This window comes from Streptosporangium sp. NPDC049046 (genome assembly GCF_040649155.1).
In the GTDB taxonomy this organism is placed as follows: Bacteria; Actinomycetota; Actinomycetes; order Streptosporangiales; family Streptosporangiaceae; genus Streptosporangium.
Window position 1 is genome coordinate 1 of sequence record NZ_JBEZEZ010000054.1, and the last position, 15,712, is coordinate 15,712.

The 15,712-nt window shown below is 72.3% G+C and carries 12 protein-coding genes; all 12 read right to left on the bottom strand.

The features are described from left to right. Positions 1-81 precede the first annotated feature (81 nt). On the bottom strand, positions 82-300 hold the full coding sequence (locus AB0B96_RS39325; RefSeq protein ID WP_350950123.1) for a ferredoxin: 219 nt from the start codon (positions 298-300) through the stop codon (positions 82-84). A gap of 10 nt (positions 301-310) precedes the next feature. Beyond that, positions 311-1,549 (bottom strand): cytochrome P450, encoded by a 1,239-nt coding sequence (locus tag AB0B96_RS39330; protein WP_362907209.1) that lies wholly within the window; start codon positions 1,547-1,549, stop codon positions 311-313. A gap of 55 nt (positions 1,550-1,604) precedes the next feature. Further along, positions 1,605-2,774: an acyltransferase gene (locus AB0B96_RS39335; protein ID WP_362907211.1), complete on the bottom strand. Its 1,170-nt coding sequence runs from the start codon at positions 2,772-2,774 to the stop codon at positions 1,605-1,607. A 57-nt stretch (positions 2,775-2,831) separates the two neighbouring features. Next, positions 2,832-3,038 carry a ferredoxin gene (locus AB0B96_RS39340; protein ID WP_350950126.1) on the bottom strand — a complete coding sequence of 69 codons (207 nt, stop codon included), beginning with the start codon at positions 3,036-3,038 and terminating at the stop codon, positions 2,832-2,834. Positions 3,039-3,044: 6 nt separating this feature from the next. Further along, positions 3,045-4,232: a cytochrome P450 gene (locus AB0B96_RS39345; protein WP_362907213.1), complete on the bottom strand. Its 1,188-nt coding sequence runs from the start codon at positions 4,230-4,232 to the stop codon at positions 3,045-3,047. A gap of 116 nt (positions 4,233-4,348) precedes the next feature. Next, positions 4,349-6,040, bottom strand: coding sequence for an ABC transporter ATP-binding protein (locus tag AB0B96_RS39350; RefSeq protein WP_362907215.1), 1,692 nt, complete (start codon positions 6,038-6,040; stop codon positions 4,349-4,351). After that, positions 6,037-6,837, bottom strand: a complete 801-nt coding sequence (locus tag AB0B96_RS39355; RefSeq protein ID WP_362907217.1) for an ABC transporter permease — start codon at positions 6,835-6,837, stop codon at positions 6,037-6,039. The genes AB0B96_RS39350 and AB0B96_RS39355 overlap by 4 nt, the downstream gene beginning before the upstream one ends. Beyond that, a complete protein-coding gene (locus AB0B96_RS39360; protein WP_350950130.1) occupies positions 6,834-7,835 on the bottom strand; it encodes an ABC transporter permease in 1,002 nt (333 codons plus the stop codon). Before AB0B96_RS39360 ends, AB0B96_RS39355 begins: the two co-directional genes overlap by 4 nt. Continuing rightward, positions 7,820-9,478, bottom strand: a complete 1,659-nt coding sequence (locus tag AB0B96_RS39365) for an ABC transporter substrate-binding protein (protein ID WP_362907220.1) — start codon at positions 9,476-9,478, stop codon at positions 7,820-7,822. Before AB0B96_RS39365 ends, AB0B96_RS39360 begins: the two co-directional genes overlap by 16 nt. Positions 9,479-9,624: 146 nt before the next feature. Continuing rightward, complete coding sequence (locus AB0B96_RS39370) at positions 9,625-10,611, bottom strand: LLM class flavin-dependent oxidoreductase (RefSeq protein ID WP_362907222.1); 987 nt, start codon at positions 10,609-10,611, stop codon at positions 9,625-9,627. Positions 10,612-10,687: 76 nt separating this feature from the next. Next, positions 10,688-12,607: an HAD-IIIC family phosphatase gene (locus AB0B96_RS39375; protein ID WP_362907224.1), complete on the bottom strand. Its 1,920-nt coding sequence runs from the start codon at positions 12,605-12,607 to the stop codon at positions 10,688-10,690. After that, the gene (locus AB0B96_RS39380; RefSeq protein ID WP_362907226.1) at positions 12,604-15,708 is read right to left on the bottom strand and encodes a beta-ketoacyl synthase N-terminal-like domain-containing protein; all 3,105 of its coding nucleotides are present in this window, start codon (positions 15,706-15,708) and stop codon (positions 12,604-12,606) included. The genes AB0B96_RS39375 and AB0B96_RS39380 overlap by 4 nt, the downstream gene beginning before the upstream one ends. Positions 15,709-15,712 lie beyond the last annotated feature (4 nt).

A 15,712-nucleotide genomic window follows, 5' to 3' on the forward strand; every position in this document is an offset into this window, starting at 1 on the left:
GGTGGGGGTGCGGGCGGGGTGGGGGCGTGCGCCCGCCGCGCCGTCCCCCCCCCGCCCCACACCGGCGCACCGATCCCGGCGTCACCCGCTCGGTATCCGCTCGGCGCCCGCGGGCGCGACGGCGATCGCCCGGGACGGGCACAGGTCCTCGGCCGTCTCCACGGCCTCCCGGGCGTCCTCCCCCGGATCCGCGTCCAGGACGACGACCAGGCCGTCCTCTCCGTGGTCGAACACCGCGGGCGCGCTGATCGCGCAGTGGCCGGCGGCCATACAGCGACGCCGGTCGGCGGTCACCTTCATGTTTCTCCTCTCACCACTCGACGGGCAGGGTGTGCACGCCCTGCATCGTGCCGCCGCCGCGCGTGGGCAGCCTGTCCAGCGGCACGGCGAGCCGCAGGTCCGGGATCCGGTCGAAGAGGACGGAGAACGCGACCTCCAGCTCCATCCGCGCCAGGTTCTGGCCGAGGCACTGGTGGATGCCGAACCCGAACGTGAGGTGGTGGCGGCCGGAGGCGGCGTTGTGCCCGCCGGCGCGGCGGATGTCGAACCGGTACGGTTCGGAGAAGACCGCGGGGTCGCGGTTGGTCATCGAGGAGGAGACCAGGACCCCTTCTCCGGCCCGGATGACGTGTCCGTCGATCTCGATGTCCTCGGTCGCCACCCGCACTCCCGAGACGTCCGTCACCGACACCATCCGCAGCAACTCGTCCACCGCGGCGGGCAGCACGCCCGGGTCCGCGCGCAGCGCCGCCAGCTGGTCCGGGTGTTCCAGCAGGGTGACCACCCCGAGCGCGATCATCTGGGACGTCGTGTCGTGCCCTCCGATCAGCAGCGCCAGCGCGATGCGCACCAGGTCCTCCCGGGTCAGGTCGCCGTCCTCGTCGACCTGACCCACCAGTCTGCTCAGCACCCCCGCCCCACCGGGCTCACGTTCCTTGGTGGTGATCAGCCCGTCCAGGTAGTCCCAGAGCGCCTGGCCCGCCGCCTCGGCGTCCTGCGCGCTCTTGGCCTGGAGCAGCCCGTTCGTCATCGCCTCGAAGAACGCGTGGTCGTCGTACGGCACGCCGAGCAGCTCCGAGATCACCATGGACGGGATCGGCAGCGCGTAGTCCTCGACCAACTCCGCGGGCGGCCCCTTACGGAGCAGTTCGTCCACCAGCCTGCCCGCAAGCTCCTCGACGCTCGCGCGCAGAGCGCGCACCTGCTTGAGGCTGAAGTCGGGGGCGAGCAGGCGGCGGTGGATGTCGTGCACGGGCGGGTCGAACCCGATGATGGCGATGGGCTTGAAGATGGGGGCGTCCAGCCGGGGCAGGACCGCGGGGAAGTCGTCGCGGGAACGGTCGGCCGACATGCGCGGGTCGGCGAGCAACCGCCGTGCCTGCGCGTGCCCGGTCACCATCCAGATGGACTTGCCGTCCCACAGCCGTACCCGGTGCAGCGGCCCCTGCTCCCCCAGTCCCCGGTATCCAGGGGAGGGTTGCCAGGGGCAGCTCCGGTCCTGGGGGTAGGCGAAGAGCCGCTCGTCCTCGGCCGGGATGGGAGTGTTCACGATGTGGTGCCTCCTGTCGTTTTTTCCGTCCGTCGTCGCGGGTGTGAGGGGGCGGTCAGCTCGCCGGTTCCGGGGCGGGGGTCTCCGGTCGTAGCGCGCCGCCGGGCGACAGGGGGTGGGGGCGCGGCTGTGCCCACGCGCGCATGGCGGGTTCCTCGACGAGGCGGTTCAGTGCCCACGCCGCCGCCGTGGTGACCCCGAACAGAACCGCGATGACGCCGAGGGCGGCCGGCACGTCCCATGTCCGCTCCGCGCCGATCGCGAGGTGCCCGAAGTGCAGGACCAGGAAGTGCGCCAGGTAGGAGGCGTACGAGACCCCGCCCAGCCAGCGCAGGATCCGGCCGCGAAACGGCGTGGGGGCGCCTCGCTCGTCCGCGGCGGCCACGGCCGCGATCAGCAGCGCCAGCGGCAGCGCGATCGTCGCGGTGAGCCCGTAGACGCTCGGCCACAGGTACATCTGCAGGGCGAACCCCACTGCCAGGACCAGCAGCGCCCGGCCCACGCCCAGCGGGACCCGCCGGCCCGTCAGCACGATGCGGGCCATGATGATGCCGAGGACGAAGTCCAGCGCCCTGATCGGCGGGAAGGAGACCAGGAACCAGTTCTGCACGAACGACATGTCCTGGCCGGGAAGCCGGGGTGTCCCCGGCAGGGCGAGGAGGGCGACGGCGGGCAGCAGTGCGATCACGGTGGCGACGGCGCCGGCCGCCCACCACAGCCGCCTGGCGGAGATCCTGCGGACGAGCGCGTGCAGGAAGGGGAAGGCCAGATAGAAGAGCAGGTCGCAGGCGAGGGACCAGGTGACGACGTTGATCGTGATGATCACGTCCATCCGGGGATACCAGGTGTGCACGAGCAGCAGGCTCGGCAGCAGCTTGGGCAGGTCCACGGCCTGGCCCGCCCACACGGCCAGGCCGAGCGCGGCCAGCCAGGTCACCACGTGGACCGGGTAGACCTTGACCAGGCGCCGGCGCCAGAAGCTCGTCCTGGACTGTCCCTCCCGCACCGACCAGGTCAGCACGAACCCGCTCAGCACGAAGAAGAACTCCACACCGAGCCAGCCCGAGGCGAAGGCGAAGGTCTGCAGGGAGGCCGCGGTCTCCCGGTGGAAGAAACCCAGGACACAGGCGTGGCACACGAACACCAGGAACGCCGCCACGAATCTCAACCCGGTGAGCGAGGGGAGCCGCGCGGCCTCCTTCGACGGGTGCGTCGAATGAGTCATCTTTTCTGCTTTCTTCGGCCGGCCTTTGTACGGGGCCGGCCCGAACCTGTGGGGAGGTCAGTCCCCCGGTGATTTCTCGCTGATCCGGATGGCCTGCGCCGGGCAGAGGAAGGCGGCCCTGCGGACCCGTTCCTCCTGCTGCGGCTCGGGCCGCGGGGTGAGCACGACGACCAGGCCGTCATCGTCCTGATCGAAGACCTCGGAGGTGGCGGCCATGCAGCGCCCGCCACTGATGCAGCGCTCCCGATCCGCCCGCACCCACATCCGGCGTCACCATTCGACCGGCAGCTGGAGCACCCGCTGCACGGTGCCCGCGCCGAGGATGGGTAGTTCGTCCACGGGTACGGCCAGCCGTATCCCCGGGATCCGGGTGAGTAGCTGGTGCAGGGCGACCTCCAGTTCGAGCCGGGCCAGGTTCTGGCCGAGGCACTGGTGGATGCCGAACCCGAAGGTGAGGTGGTGGGTGTCCTTGCGCAGGACGTCGAACTCGTGGGCCCGCCGGTGCACCTGCTCGTCCCGGTTGGCCAGGGTGCCCGAGACGAGCACCCCCTCCCCCTCCCGGATGAGATGGCCCGCGATCTCGATGTCCCCCTTGGCGACCCTGGTCGCGACGAGGTCCGTGGTCGCGATGTAGCGCAGGAGTTCCTCGATCGCGCCGGGCAGGCGGGAGGGGTCCTGAAGCACCAGCGCCAGCTGGTCCGGGTGCTCCAGCAGCGTGATGACGCCCAGGGCGAGAGAGGAGGAGGTCGTCTCGTGAGCGGCGATCAGGAGCACCAGCGCGATCGAGACCAGCTCGTCGTGCCCGACGTCGCCGGGGATGACCCGCTCCCTCACCAGCGTGCCGAGCAGGCCGTCGGTGGGTTCCTTGATCTGTGCGGCCACCAGCCGGTCGATGTAGTCGACCAGGTCCTGGGCCGCCGTCGCCGACTCCTGCTCGGTGCCCAGCATCACCTTGCCGCTGGCGTCCTGGAAGAAGTCGTGGTCGGTGTAGGGGACGCCGAGATGCCGGCAGATCACCAGGGACGGGAGCGGCACCGCGAGCAGCGGCACCAGGTCGGCGGGAGGGCCGTGGTCGATGATCTCGTCGATGTATCCGGACACGATCTCCTCAAGCTGGGGACGCATTCCGCGAACCGTCTTGAGGCTGAAGTGCGGGTTGAGGTAGCGCCGGTAGATGTCGTGGACGGGCGGATCCATCGCGATGAGCGCGAGGGTGCGGGCGATCTGCGAGCGGAAGCGGGGGGCGACGATGGGGAACCCGGGGTGGGTGCGCTGCGAGGACAGGTTCGGGTGGGTGAGGATCTCCCGCGACTCCCGGTACCCCGTCACCATCCACGCCTCGCGGCCGTCGAAGAGCGTCACCTTGAGCACCGGCCCCCGCTCACCGATCTCCCGATATCCGGGCGGCGGCTCGTACGGGCAGGTGCGTTTCTGCGGATACGGCGGAGCTTCCGTCATTTCCTTCATCCTTCGGCGAGACAAGAAAAGGGCGCCGCCGGTGCCGTGCGACGACAACGACATTAGGCAGGAACGAAATATTGGGCAAGGCCGGTTCAGCGTTGGTTAAGAATTGCTTATGCGCTGCCCCGAGCGGCCCGGTGAAGCCGGGGAACCGCTTCCAGGAGGGTCTTTGTGTATTGATGCTCCGGAGCTTCGAATACTTTTCTTATGTCGCCGGACTCGACCACTTTTCCGTCTTTCATGACCGCCACTTCGTGACTGATCCTGTGGACGACACCCAGGTCGTGGGAAATGAATACGTAGGCCACTCCGAGCCTTTCCTGAACGTCGGTCAGGACGTCGAGCACCTGCGCCTGGATCACCGCGTCCAAGGCCGAGACCGGTTCGTCGCAGATGATGACATCCGGTCGCGGGGCGAGTGCCCGCGCGATCGCGAGGCGCTGCCGCTGGCCTCCGGACAGCTCACGTGCCCGCCGGCCGAGCACCTCCTCGTCCAGGCCCACGTGCTCCAGGAGTTCCGCCACCCGTCGTGCGCGTTCGGCGCCGGGGGTGCCCTGCGCGCGCAGGGGCTCCTCCAGAAGCCGCCTCGCGGTGTAGCGGGGATCGAAGGAGGCGAGCGGGTGCTGGTAGATCATCTGGATCCGGCGGCGGGCCGCCCGCCGTTCGGGGCCGCGCAGTTCGCTCCAGGTCCGCCCGTTCACCTCGACCCGGCCGGCGTCCGGCGCGGCCAGGCCCAGCAGCAGCCGGCCCACGGTCGTCTTCCCCGACCCAGACTCTCCGACGATGCCGAGCGTCTCACCGGCCCGTACCTCGACCGACACCTCGTCCACCGCGGTGAACGCGCCCTTGCCCGGCAGCCTGTACCTCTTGACCAGCCCTTCGGCGCTCAGCACCACCCGTCCGGGACCGGGACGCGGATCGGGGTCGGCCGACGCGACGCCCGCGCCCCGCGCCAGGCCCCGTCCCTGCCCGAGCGCGGCGGCGACCAGGGTCCTGGTGTAGGGGTGGGAGGGCGCCTGGAGCATCTCGCGCGTCGGGCCGTCCTCGACGAACCGCCCGTCCTTCATCACGTACACGTGGTCGGCGATCTCCGCGACGACGCCGAGGTCATGGCTGATGAGCAGGATCGCCGTGCCGTCGCCCGCGCGCTCGCGCAACAGCGCGAGCACCTGCCTCTGCACCGTCGCGTCCAGCGCCGTCGTCGGCTCGTCGGCGATCAGCAGGTCGGGCCGCGCGGCCAGGGCCGAGGCGATCAGGGCGCGTTGCCGCAGCCCGCCCGACATCTCGTGCGGGTACTGCCGTGCCCGGCTCTCCGGCAGGGGGACGCCCACCGAGTCGAGCAGCCGTACGACCTCGTCGCCGATCTCGCCCGAGGGCACGGTCCGGTGCTCGCGCAGGGGTTCCGCCACCTCGGCGCCGACGCGGCGCAGCGGGTCGAGGGAGCCCAGGGCGTCCTGCAGGACGAAGCCGACGCGTCGCCCGCGCAGCGCACGCCAGCCCCGGCCCCGCACCCGGCGCAGGTCGAGCCCGTCGAACACGAGCTCTTCCGCCCGCACGTCGGCGCCGTCGCCGGCCAGACCCACCAGGCTGCGCGCGGTGACGCTCTTGCCTGAGCCGGACTCACCGACGATCGCCACCACCTGCCCGCGGTCGATGCGGAAGGACACGCCCCGCACCGCGTCGACGTGCCCGCGGCCCGTCGAGAAGCCGACGGTGAGGTCCCGGACGCGCAGCAGTTCCCTCGTGTCCCCCGTGTCCCCGGGCGCCGGGCTCGTGTCCGTCGTGTCGCCGGATACCGGGCTCATGTCCGCCCCCGTTCGATCCGCTGCCGCAGGTGCCCGCCGACGACGGTGATGGACAGGACCGCGATCGTGATGGCGGCTCCGGGGAACGCCGCCGGCCACCAGGCGATCGCGAGGAACTCCTGGCTGTCGGCGAGCATCGCGCCCCATTCGGCGGTCGGCGGCTGGGGGCCCAGGCCCACGAAGCTCAGCGAGGAGCCCGCCACGATCATCGCTCCCAGGGTCACCGTCGCCAGCACCATGACCGGACCGAGCGCGTTGGGCAGGATGTGCCGCAGGACCACCTGGGCGCGTGACCAGCCGAACCCGTGGGCCGCCTCGACGTAGTGCGCTGTGCGCAGCCTGATCACCTCCGCGCGTGTCACCCGGGCGAAGCCCGGCAGGGAGATCACCGCCAGGCCCACGCTGGCCGGGCCGCCGCCGGGCCCCAGCACCGCGACGACCAGGAACACCAGCAGCAGGCCGGGGACGGAGAGGATCACGTCGAGCGATCTGCTGAGCACCTGGTCCATGGTCCGGCCGAGCTGCGCGGCGGCGACCCCGACCAGGACGCCCGCGGCCAGCGCGAGCCCGACCGCGCCGGCGCCTATCAGCAGGGAGGGGCCGGCGCCGTGAACGATCCTGGCGTACAGGTCCCTGCCGTTCTGGTCGGTGCCGAGCCAGTGCGTGCCGTCGGGCGGCCGCAGCGTCGCGTTCAGGTCGGCCGCGTCGGGGTCCGTCCCGGTGAACAGCGACGGGAAGAGCGCCATCGCGGCCAGCAGTGCCAGCACGATCGCCCCCGGCCAGAAGCTCTTGGTCACGGCCGGCTCCCCGCCTCTCGCGTCCTGGGGTCGATCACCCGGACCAGGATGTCGACCACGATGTTGACCAGCACGAACACGACCGCGGTGAGCAGCACGATCGCGATCACCACGGGCATGTCCTTGTTCTCCACCGCGAACAGCACCAGCCGTCCGATCCCCTGCCGGGAGAAGACGATTTCGATGATCACCGCGCCTCCGATGAGCGAGCCGGCGATCCAGCCCAGGAGCGTGGTGGCGGGCAGCAGCGCGTGCCGCAGCACGTGCCGCAGGCGCAGCGCGAGCTCGCCGATGCCCCGCGAGCGGGCGGTCACCACGAACGGGTCCTCCAGCGCGCGCAGCAACCCGTCGCGCAGCACCCCCGTCATCACCGCGACCGGCCCCGCGGCCAGCGCGGCGGTCGGCAGCACGAGGCCGGACAGGGAGGAGGAGCCGATGGCCGGGAACCAGTGCAGGTTGAAGGAGAACACCGTCAGCAGCAGCAGCCCGAGCCAGAAGGGCGGCAGCGCCACCACCAGCGACTCGGTCGCGGAGAACGACGAACGCACCCACCGCCGGCGGTTCGCGCTCACCACGGCGAGCAGGACGGAGGCGACCAGCGTGACCAGCAGGGTCGCCAGGACCAGCAGCAGGGTGTCGGGGAGCTGGGATCCGATCGCGTCCCACACCGGCCTGCGCAGCACGTACGACTCGCCGAACTCCCCCCGTGCGATCCTGGTGAGGTAGGCGAGGTACTGCGCCACGAGCGGATCGTCGAGCCGGTACTCGGCGATGATCCGCTCGCGCACCTCCGGGGTGACGGCGGAGCGGGCGAGCAGCACGTCGGCGGTGCCGCCCGGCATCACCCGCAGCAGCAGGAACGTCGCCGTGACCGCTCCCCACAGCACGGCCACCGAGGCGGCCACGCGCACCAGCACGAGACGCGCCGCCCCGCTTCTACGGCGTGAGGGCTCCGCGTCCGCCGCCTCGGCGGCGGGCACGTTCAGGACGCGAGCCATGCGCCGTACAGGTCGGGGGTGCCGTCGGCGTTGAAGCCGACCTCCCGGACGCCCTCGCGTACGGTCACCGTGGACAGGGGCGAGTAGATCGGCAGGACCGCGGCGTCCTCGGTGATGCGCTTCTGCACCTCGGCGTAGGCGCGGTGCTGCTCGGCCTGGTTCTCGGCGCCGAGCGCGCGCCGGAAGCCTGCCTCCACCTCCGGGTTGTCGTAGCGTGCCATGTTGTTGCTGATCCCGCGCTTGGGCGTGGGGATGTTGTCGGCGCCGAACAGGACGCGCAACACGTCCGGCCCAGGCGCGGAGAAGCTGGTGTCGATCAGTTCGTAGTCACCGTCCAGCAGACGCTTGACGAAGGTCCCGCCGTCGAGGTTCTCCTCGACCAGTTCGACGCCGAGTCCCTTCGCCGCGGACTGGATCTGCGTGGCGAGGTTGGCCACGGACCCGTCGGACCACATGTGGCGCAGGGTGAGACGTTTGCCGTTCTTCGTGCGGTACCCGGCCGCGTCGCGCCCGGTCCAGCCGGCCTGGTCGAGCAGCCGCTCCGCCTCGGCCGGGTCGTGGGCGTAGGCCGGGGCGAGCGAGCCGTCGTAGCCCGGTGTGCCGGACGAGAGCACCCCCTGGGCGCCTTCGTACACGCCGAAGTAGACGTTCTTCACGATCTGCCCCCAGTCGATGCCGGTACGCAGCGCCTTGCGCACGTTGACGTCGCTGAGCGGGCCGCTCGCGGTGTTGGGCCAGTAGCTGTAGTTGATCCCGGGGAACGGCGTCGAGTGCAGGGTGAACCCGGGCGTGCTCTTGAGCGTGTTGAGGCTCGTCGGCGACAGGCCGGTGACCGCGTCGACCTGGCCGCTGGTGAGCGCGCCCAGCCGGGCGGCGTTGTCCGGCACGACCTTGACCTCGATCCGCTCCAGCCGTGCCGGGCCGCGACGCGGTTCCGGCGCCCAGTCGTAGGAGGGGTTCCTGACGTAGTCGATGCCCTTCTGCGGCACGAGCCCCGTGTCACTGCGGAACGGGCCGGTTCCGACGATCTTCGCGCACAGCGCGGAGGGGGAGCCCTTGAGGGTGGGCGGGGACTGGATGCCCAGGTTGGGCAGGGCCAGCGCGGCGAGGAATCCCGAGTCGGGCCGCTTGAGCCTGACCTCGACCGTGGAGGGGCCGACGGCCTTGGCCGACCGGTAGGCCGCGAGCAGGCTTCCGGCGAGCAGCGACTTCGTCTCCGGAGCCACCACGTGGTCGAGGTTGGCGACCACCGCCTGGGCGTCGAACCTCTCCCCGTCGGTGAACGTCACGCCCTGACGGAGGTCGAAGGTGTAGGTGAGCCGGTCCGGCGAGACCTCCCAGCGCGTGGCCAGCCAGGGACCGATGGCTCCCTGCGCGTCCTGGTGGACCAGCGAGTCCAGGATCGGCCGGGTGAGGGCCCTGGCCGACTCGGTGGGGCTCTGGTGCGGGTCCAGGCACTCGGGTTCCTTCTCGACGGCCAGGCGCAGCGTGCCGCCGCTCCTGGGCTGCGCGGCGGCGCTCCCCTCCCCTGTCGTGGCGCCGTCCGCGCCGGAGGAACACGCGGTGGCCAGTGCCAGCATCAACGTGGCGGCCCCCGCCATGGTGGCGGGCCTGCGTGACCGGGACCTCGTAGCAGCAGCCATCCTCATCCTCATCGTTCGAACGCCGGGGTGCGCCGGAGGTCGTTCTCCGGCTGGACAGACACACAGTGCTCGGCGGTTCTAAAGCCGGGCTGAACGCGGGCTGAGGAGAGCTGTGGCCGGTGCTCGGGCGCACCGGCCCGTGCGGCCTACAGGGATGAGACGATCTTGGCGAGCAACTCGTACGAGCGGATCCGGGCGGCGTGGTCGGGCACCTGGGTGAGCACAAACAGCTCGTCGGCGCGGGTCTGGCGCAGCAGCTCGGTCAGGCGGGGGGTGATCCGTTCCGGGGAGCCGACGAACTGCGGGTCGATCCGGTCCCGCAGGAAGCGCTCCTCCTGCGGGGTGAACGTGTGCGCCGCGGTCTCCTCCTCGGTGGGCAGCACGGTGCCCGGATCCACGGTGCGCATCAGGATCTGGCCGAACACGAAGGAGGCGGCCAGCCGGTGGGCCCGCTCGTCGGTGTCGGCGGCGACGACGATCACCGCCACGCACGCGTGCGGCTCGGACAACCACGGCGAGGGCCGGAAGGCCCGGCGGTAGGCGTCGAGCGCCTCGGGGGCGCCGCCCCCCACGATCGCGTGCGCGTAGACGTAGGGCAGGCCCGCCCTGCCCGCGTAGGCGGCGCTGCCGGTGCTGGAGCCGACCATCCACAGCTCGGGCGCGATCGCCGGCTCCGGGATCGCCCGCACGCCGCCGCTGCCTCCGGCGAAGTACTCGCGCAGCTCGTGCAGCGCGTCGCCGAAGTCCAGTCGGCGCGGGTCGCCGATGCGGGCCGTGATCTCGCCGGAGCCGCCCGGGGCGCGCCCGAGCCCCAGGTCGACCCGGCCCGGATAGAGGCCGGCCAGGACTCCGAACTGCTCGGCGACCACCAGGGGCGAGTGGTTCGGCAGCAGCACCGCGCCCGAGCCGACCCGGATGCTGGAGGTCGCCTCCAGGATGGGCCCGGCGAGCACCGCGGGGCTCGACGCCGCCAGCGCCGGCGTGTTGTGGTGTTCGGCCACCCAGTAACGCCGGTAACCGAGTGCCTCCACGGCCTTGGCCAGATCGATCGAACGGCGCAGCGCGTCACCCGCCGTGTCACCTCGCCAGACCGGCGCGGTGTCGTGCACCGAGACCGCGATTCCCTCAGGCAATGCCCTCTCCCTCATCCCGTTCACACATATACGGAGGCTTCCTCATGTTATGTCCGCAAGTTAAATCGAGGATGCCTCAGCTTGTCAACGCCGCCTCCGCGGGACCGGCCGGGGCCGGCACCACCCGGCCCGCGACCTCCAGCGTGAGATGGCCGGGCACGCCGACGATCTCGCCGAGGTCGTGCGCGTACCGCGACCGCCGCGGCGTCACCTCCGTCGCGGTGAACCCGTAGTGCGGGTAGAAGTCCGCGACCTTCGCGTTCCTCGCGCTCGCCACGTAGTCACCGTGCACGGCCGGAAAACCCGCGGCGCGTGCCTGGCCGAGCACCGCGGCCAGGCACGCCTGCTCGATCCCCCGGGCGAACACCCGGCAGCTCAGCAGGAGGTTCTCGATCAGCAACCCCTCCGGCAGCGCCCGCAGGAAGACCGCTCCGACGATCCCGTTGCTCCCGAACCGGTCGGCCGCCGACAGCGTCAGCACCCGCGCCCCTGGCCGCTCCGCCCGCTCACGCACCGCCTCCGGGGAGAGGCGCTCGGTGGTGAGGTTGAACTGGTTGGTGCGCAAGGTGATCTGCGACAGCCGCGCGACGTCGGCGCCGGTGGCGGGCGCCAGCCGTACGGACACCCCCAGCCCGCTCAGGAACTCCTCGGCCGACCCCGCCGCGAACAGGAACTCCGAGCGCGCCGCCTCCTCGTGGTAGCGCCGCGTCCGGACGCGGTCCTCCGTGGTCACCTCGTTCACGGTGAACCAGCCGTCGGCCAGCAGCCGCGTCACGTGCAGCGCCGGGTCGCCGTCCAGGTGGATCACCGCCGTCTCCGGCAGCTCCGCCGCGACCGCGGCGCACTCGTGGACGCTGTCGTCGGCGAACACCACGCTGTCCCCGCCCAGGTTCAGCTCCCGCGCCAGGACGCGCAGGTTGGCCGGTTTCGGCCGCCAGTTGGCGAGAATGCGGACGAAGGCGTCCTCGCGCACCACCATGTCGGGGTGTTCCCGCAGCGCGGCGAGCACGGTCTCCTGGTCGTTCTTGCTCACCGCGGCCAGCAGGACACCCTGCGACTGCAGCTGCGCCACCACCTTCTGGAACCGCTGGAAGGCCTCGCCTCGCCGTCCGTGGGCCACCTCGATGCCCTCCACCCCGTCGTCGCCGAGGACTCCGCCCCACAGCGTCTGGTCGAGGTCGACGGCGAGCACCTTCCTGGCACGCCCGGTCCGGGCCCGCACCAGGTGGGCCAGTTCACGGGCGTACGCGCCGAGCAGGGCGTCCGACAGGTGCGCCCGCGCGTAGACCTCGAACCGCGGATCGGACAGCTCGATCGGCGCCGTCAGCAGCGGGTCGAGGTCCATCACCACGACCGGCTCCACCGACTCGCCGAACGCCAGCAGCTCGGCGTTGGCCCGCCGCCAGACCGCGCCGAGCCGCGCCCTGGACGGATGGTCCAGCAACTGCGCCTGCCACACCCGGGGCAGCGGGACGGTGTTGAACACGAGCGCGCCGGACCCGCTCTCACCGAACCGCGCCGCCAGCCGCCGCCACAGCGCCAGCTTCTCCTCCAGCACGCGCTCCACGTCGTCCACCGTGAACGGCACGCCGACCTCGTCGAACACGGCCGCGTGGTCGAGTACGCAGACGGTCACGTCGGGCCGTCCGGCGTACAGGGCACTGCCGGGATCGCCCAGCTCGAACGCGTACGAGCCGAAGTCGGCGAGCCGGACGTCCGGCAGATATCCGTGGCGGGCCAGCTCGCCGGTGAGCGCGGTGCGCAGCGCACCGAGCGTGCCGTGTCCGGTGACGGTCACGGCCGCGAGCGGAAGCCCCGGATGGTGTTCGCGGGCGGCCTCCACGTCGACCCGCTCCAGCAGCCGCGCCGACCGGGCGGCGTCCTCCTCGTCCATCGCGGCCAGCAGTGCCGCGACCTCGTCGTAGCGCGCCGCGAGCGCCCCCTCGCGGTGCAGCGAGCGCAGGCACGCGCGCGCCTCGGCGCTCGTGGAGGTCATCGCTTCTCCAGCAGTGCCGGCGCGTTTTGCGGGCCGAGCAGTTCCTCCAGCCGGAACGCGAGTTCGCGGGCGGTGCCATGGTCGAGCACCAGCCCCACCCGCACGTCGACGCCGATCTCCCTGGAGAGCCTGGCGGCGATCTCCAGCGCGCCGAAGGAGGTGATGCCGATCTGGGTCAGGTCGTCCGCCGGGCCGATCGCGCCGTGGGAGTGCCCGAGCGCGTCGGCCACCGCCGTCAGCACCAGCGACGTCAGGAGGTCGTGGCGCTCGCCCTCGGGCAGGCCGGACGACGGCACCGGCGACGGTGCGGCCGGTGCCGTCGTCGGCTCGTGCGGCTCGTACGGTGGCAGGTCCCGTCCGTGTCTTCTCGGCGGGATGAGCCAGTAGCGTTCGTGCCGGAACGGGTAGGTCGGCACGGTGGCCGGATCGGCGACCGGCCCCTCGCCGAGCACCTTCTCCCAGTCGATCCGCACGCCGCGCGCGTGGGCCTGCGCGACACCGCGCAACACCGACCGGGCCTCCGCTGCGGGGTCTCGCACCAGCGGGATCGCCGACACGCCGTCCCGCTCCCCTGCCAGGCAGTCCGCGATCATGCCGGTCATCGTGGTGTCGGGACCGATCTCGACGAAGGTGTCGACGCCCAGGCCCCGCAGGGTGAGCACGCCGTCGTGGAAACGGACCGTGCCGCGCACCTGGGCGGCCCAGTAGTCCGGCGCGGCCAGCTCGTCCCGCGTCGCCACCAGGCCCGTGGTGTTGGAGACCAGGGGGGTCGCGGGTTCGCCGACGTCCAGTCCCGCCGCCGCCTCCACCAGCCGCGGCAGCGCGGGGTCCATGTGCGGCGAGTGGAAGGCATGGCCGACCGCGAGCGCCTTCGTACGCACCCCACGGGAGCGCCATCGGGCGGCCAGTCCCCGCACCGCGTCCGCGTCGCCGGAGACCACGGTCGACCTCGGCCCGTTGACCGCCGCCACGGACACCCGTCCGTCCAGCTCGGCCAGGGATGCCCGCACCTCCGCCTCGGGGGCCCGCAGTGACACCATGCCCCCGCCTTCCGGCGCGGACTGCATCGCCAGTGCCCGTACCACGACCAGGCGCGCGGCCTGCTCCAGCGAGAGCGCCCCGGCGACGTGTGCCGCGGTGAGCTCCCCGACGGAGTGGCCGAGCAGCGCGTGGGCGACCAGGCCCAGGTGCTCGGCGAGCCGGCAGAGCGCGAGCTGGGTGGCGAACAGCGCGGGCTGGGCGAACTCCGTGCGCCGCAGCAGCCCTCCCAGCGGGCCGTCGGCCGCGGCGGACACCACCTCACCCAGGGGCGGGCCTTCGGCGTGGTGGACCCGTCTGGCCAGGTCCAGTGCGGCGCAGGCGGCGTCGAACGCCTCGGCGTAGACCGGGAACCTCTCGTACAGCTCGCGTCCCATCCGCGCCCGCTGGGTCCCCTGGCCGCTGAACACGAACGCCACCTTCGGCGCCGCACCCGCCGTGACGATCGGGCTGGACGGCCCGGCGAGCGCGTCCAGTTCGCGGATGAGCTCGGCGGCGCCGGAGCCGAGCGCCACCGCCCGGTACCTGAACTCCGAGCGCCGTCCCGCCAGGGTGCGGGCCACGGCGGCGAGATCGGTCTCCCTTCCTGAGCGCAGGAGGTCACCCAGCCGGGCGGCCTGTGCCCGCACCGCCTCGGGCGTCTTGCCGGAAAGGAGCCAGGGGACGGCCACCGGCGGGTTCCCTGCCTCGGCCCCTGCGGCCGGTGACTCCCCTTCGGCCACCGGCGCCTCCTCGACGAGCAGGTGCGCGTTGGTCCCGCTGATCCCGAACGAGGAGACACCCGCCCTGCGCGGACGGTCGCCGCGCGGCCAGGGAAGGGCGCGCTCCAGCGGTGCCACCCCGCCGTCGTCCCAGTCGACCAGGGTGGACCGATCGGCCACGTGCAGCGTCGCGGGCAGCACGCCGTGCCGCAGCGCCTGCACCATCTTGATCACACCGGCGACTCCCGCCGCGGCCTGCGTGTGCCCCAGGTTCGACTTGACCGAACCCAGCCACAGCGGTCGTCGCCTCGCGGTGCCGTAGGCCGCGATCAGGGCGCCCGCCTCGATCGGGTCCCCGAGCGCGGTGCCGGTCCCGTGCGCCTCGACCGCGTCCACCTCGGCCGGCGACAGCCCCGCGCCGCGCAGGGCCGCCTCGATCACCTTCTCCTGGGCGGTCCCGCTCGGCGCGGTGAGCCCGTTGCTCGCCCCGTCGGAGTTGATCGCCGAGCCGCGGATCACCGCCAGGACCGGGTGCCCGTTGCGCAGGGCGTCCCCGAGCCGCTCCAGCACCAGCACCCCCACGCCCTCGCCGAAGCCGGTGCCGTCGGCCGCGTCGGCGAACGCCTTGCAGCGGCCGTCCGCGGCGAGCCCGCCCTGGAGCCCGAACTCCACGAAGACCCGGGGGGTGGCCATCACCGTCACCCCTCCGGCGAGCGCGAGGTCGCACTCGGAGCGGCGCAGCGAGTCGGCGGCGAGGTGGATCGCCACGAGCGAGGACGAGCAGGCGGTGTCGACGCTGAGCGCGGGCCCCTCGAAGCCGAAGGTGTACGCCACCCGCCCGGACGCCACACTCGCCGCGTTGCCGGTCATGAGGTAGCCGTCGAGCTCGGGGGGCGCGTCGTCGATCGCGGGCGCGTAGTCCTGGTAGATCACCCCGGTGAACACCCCGGTCCGGCTGCCCCGCAGTGACCTCGGGACGATCCCCGCGCGCTCCAGGGCCTCCCAGGAGACCTCCAGCAGCTGCCGGTGCTGCGGATCCATCGCCACGGCCTCCCTGGGGGAGATCCCGAAGAAGGCGGCGTCGAATCCGGCCGCGTCGTCCAGGAAGCCACCGGCCCTCGCCCGCTCCCGCAGGGCCGCGTCCCAGCCGCGGTCCCGCGGCGGCTCGCCGACGGTGTCGACGCCGTCGGCGACCACCCGCCACAGGTCCTCGGGCGAGCGCACCCCGCCGGGGTAGCGGCAGGCCATCGCGACCACGGCCACCGGGTCCGGGTTCGACAGCGCGGCCAGCTCCCTCTTCACCCGGGCGAGCTCACCGGTCGTCCACTGGAGGTACTCGACCAGCTTCTTCTCGTCACTCATACCG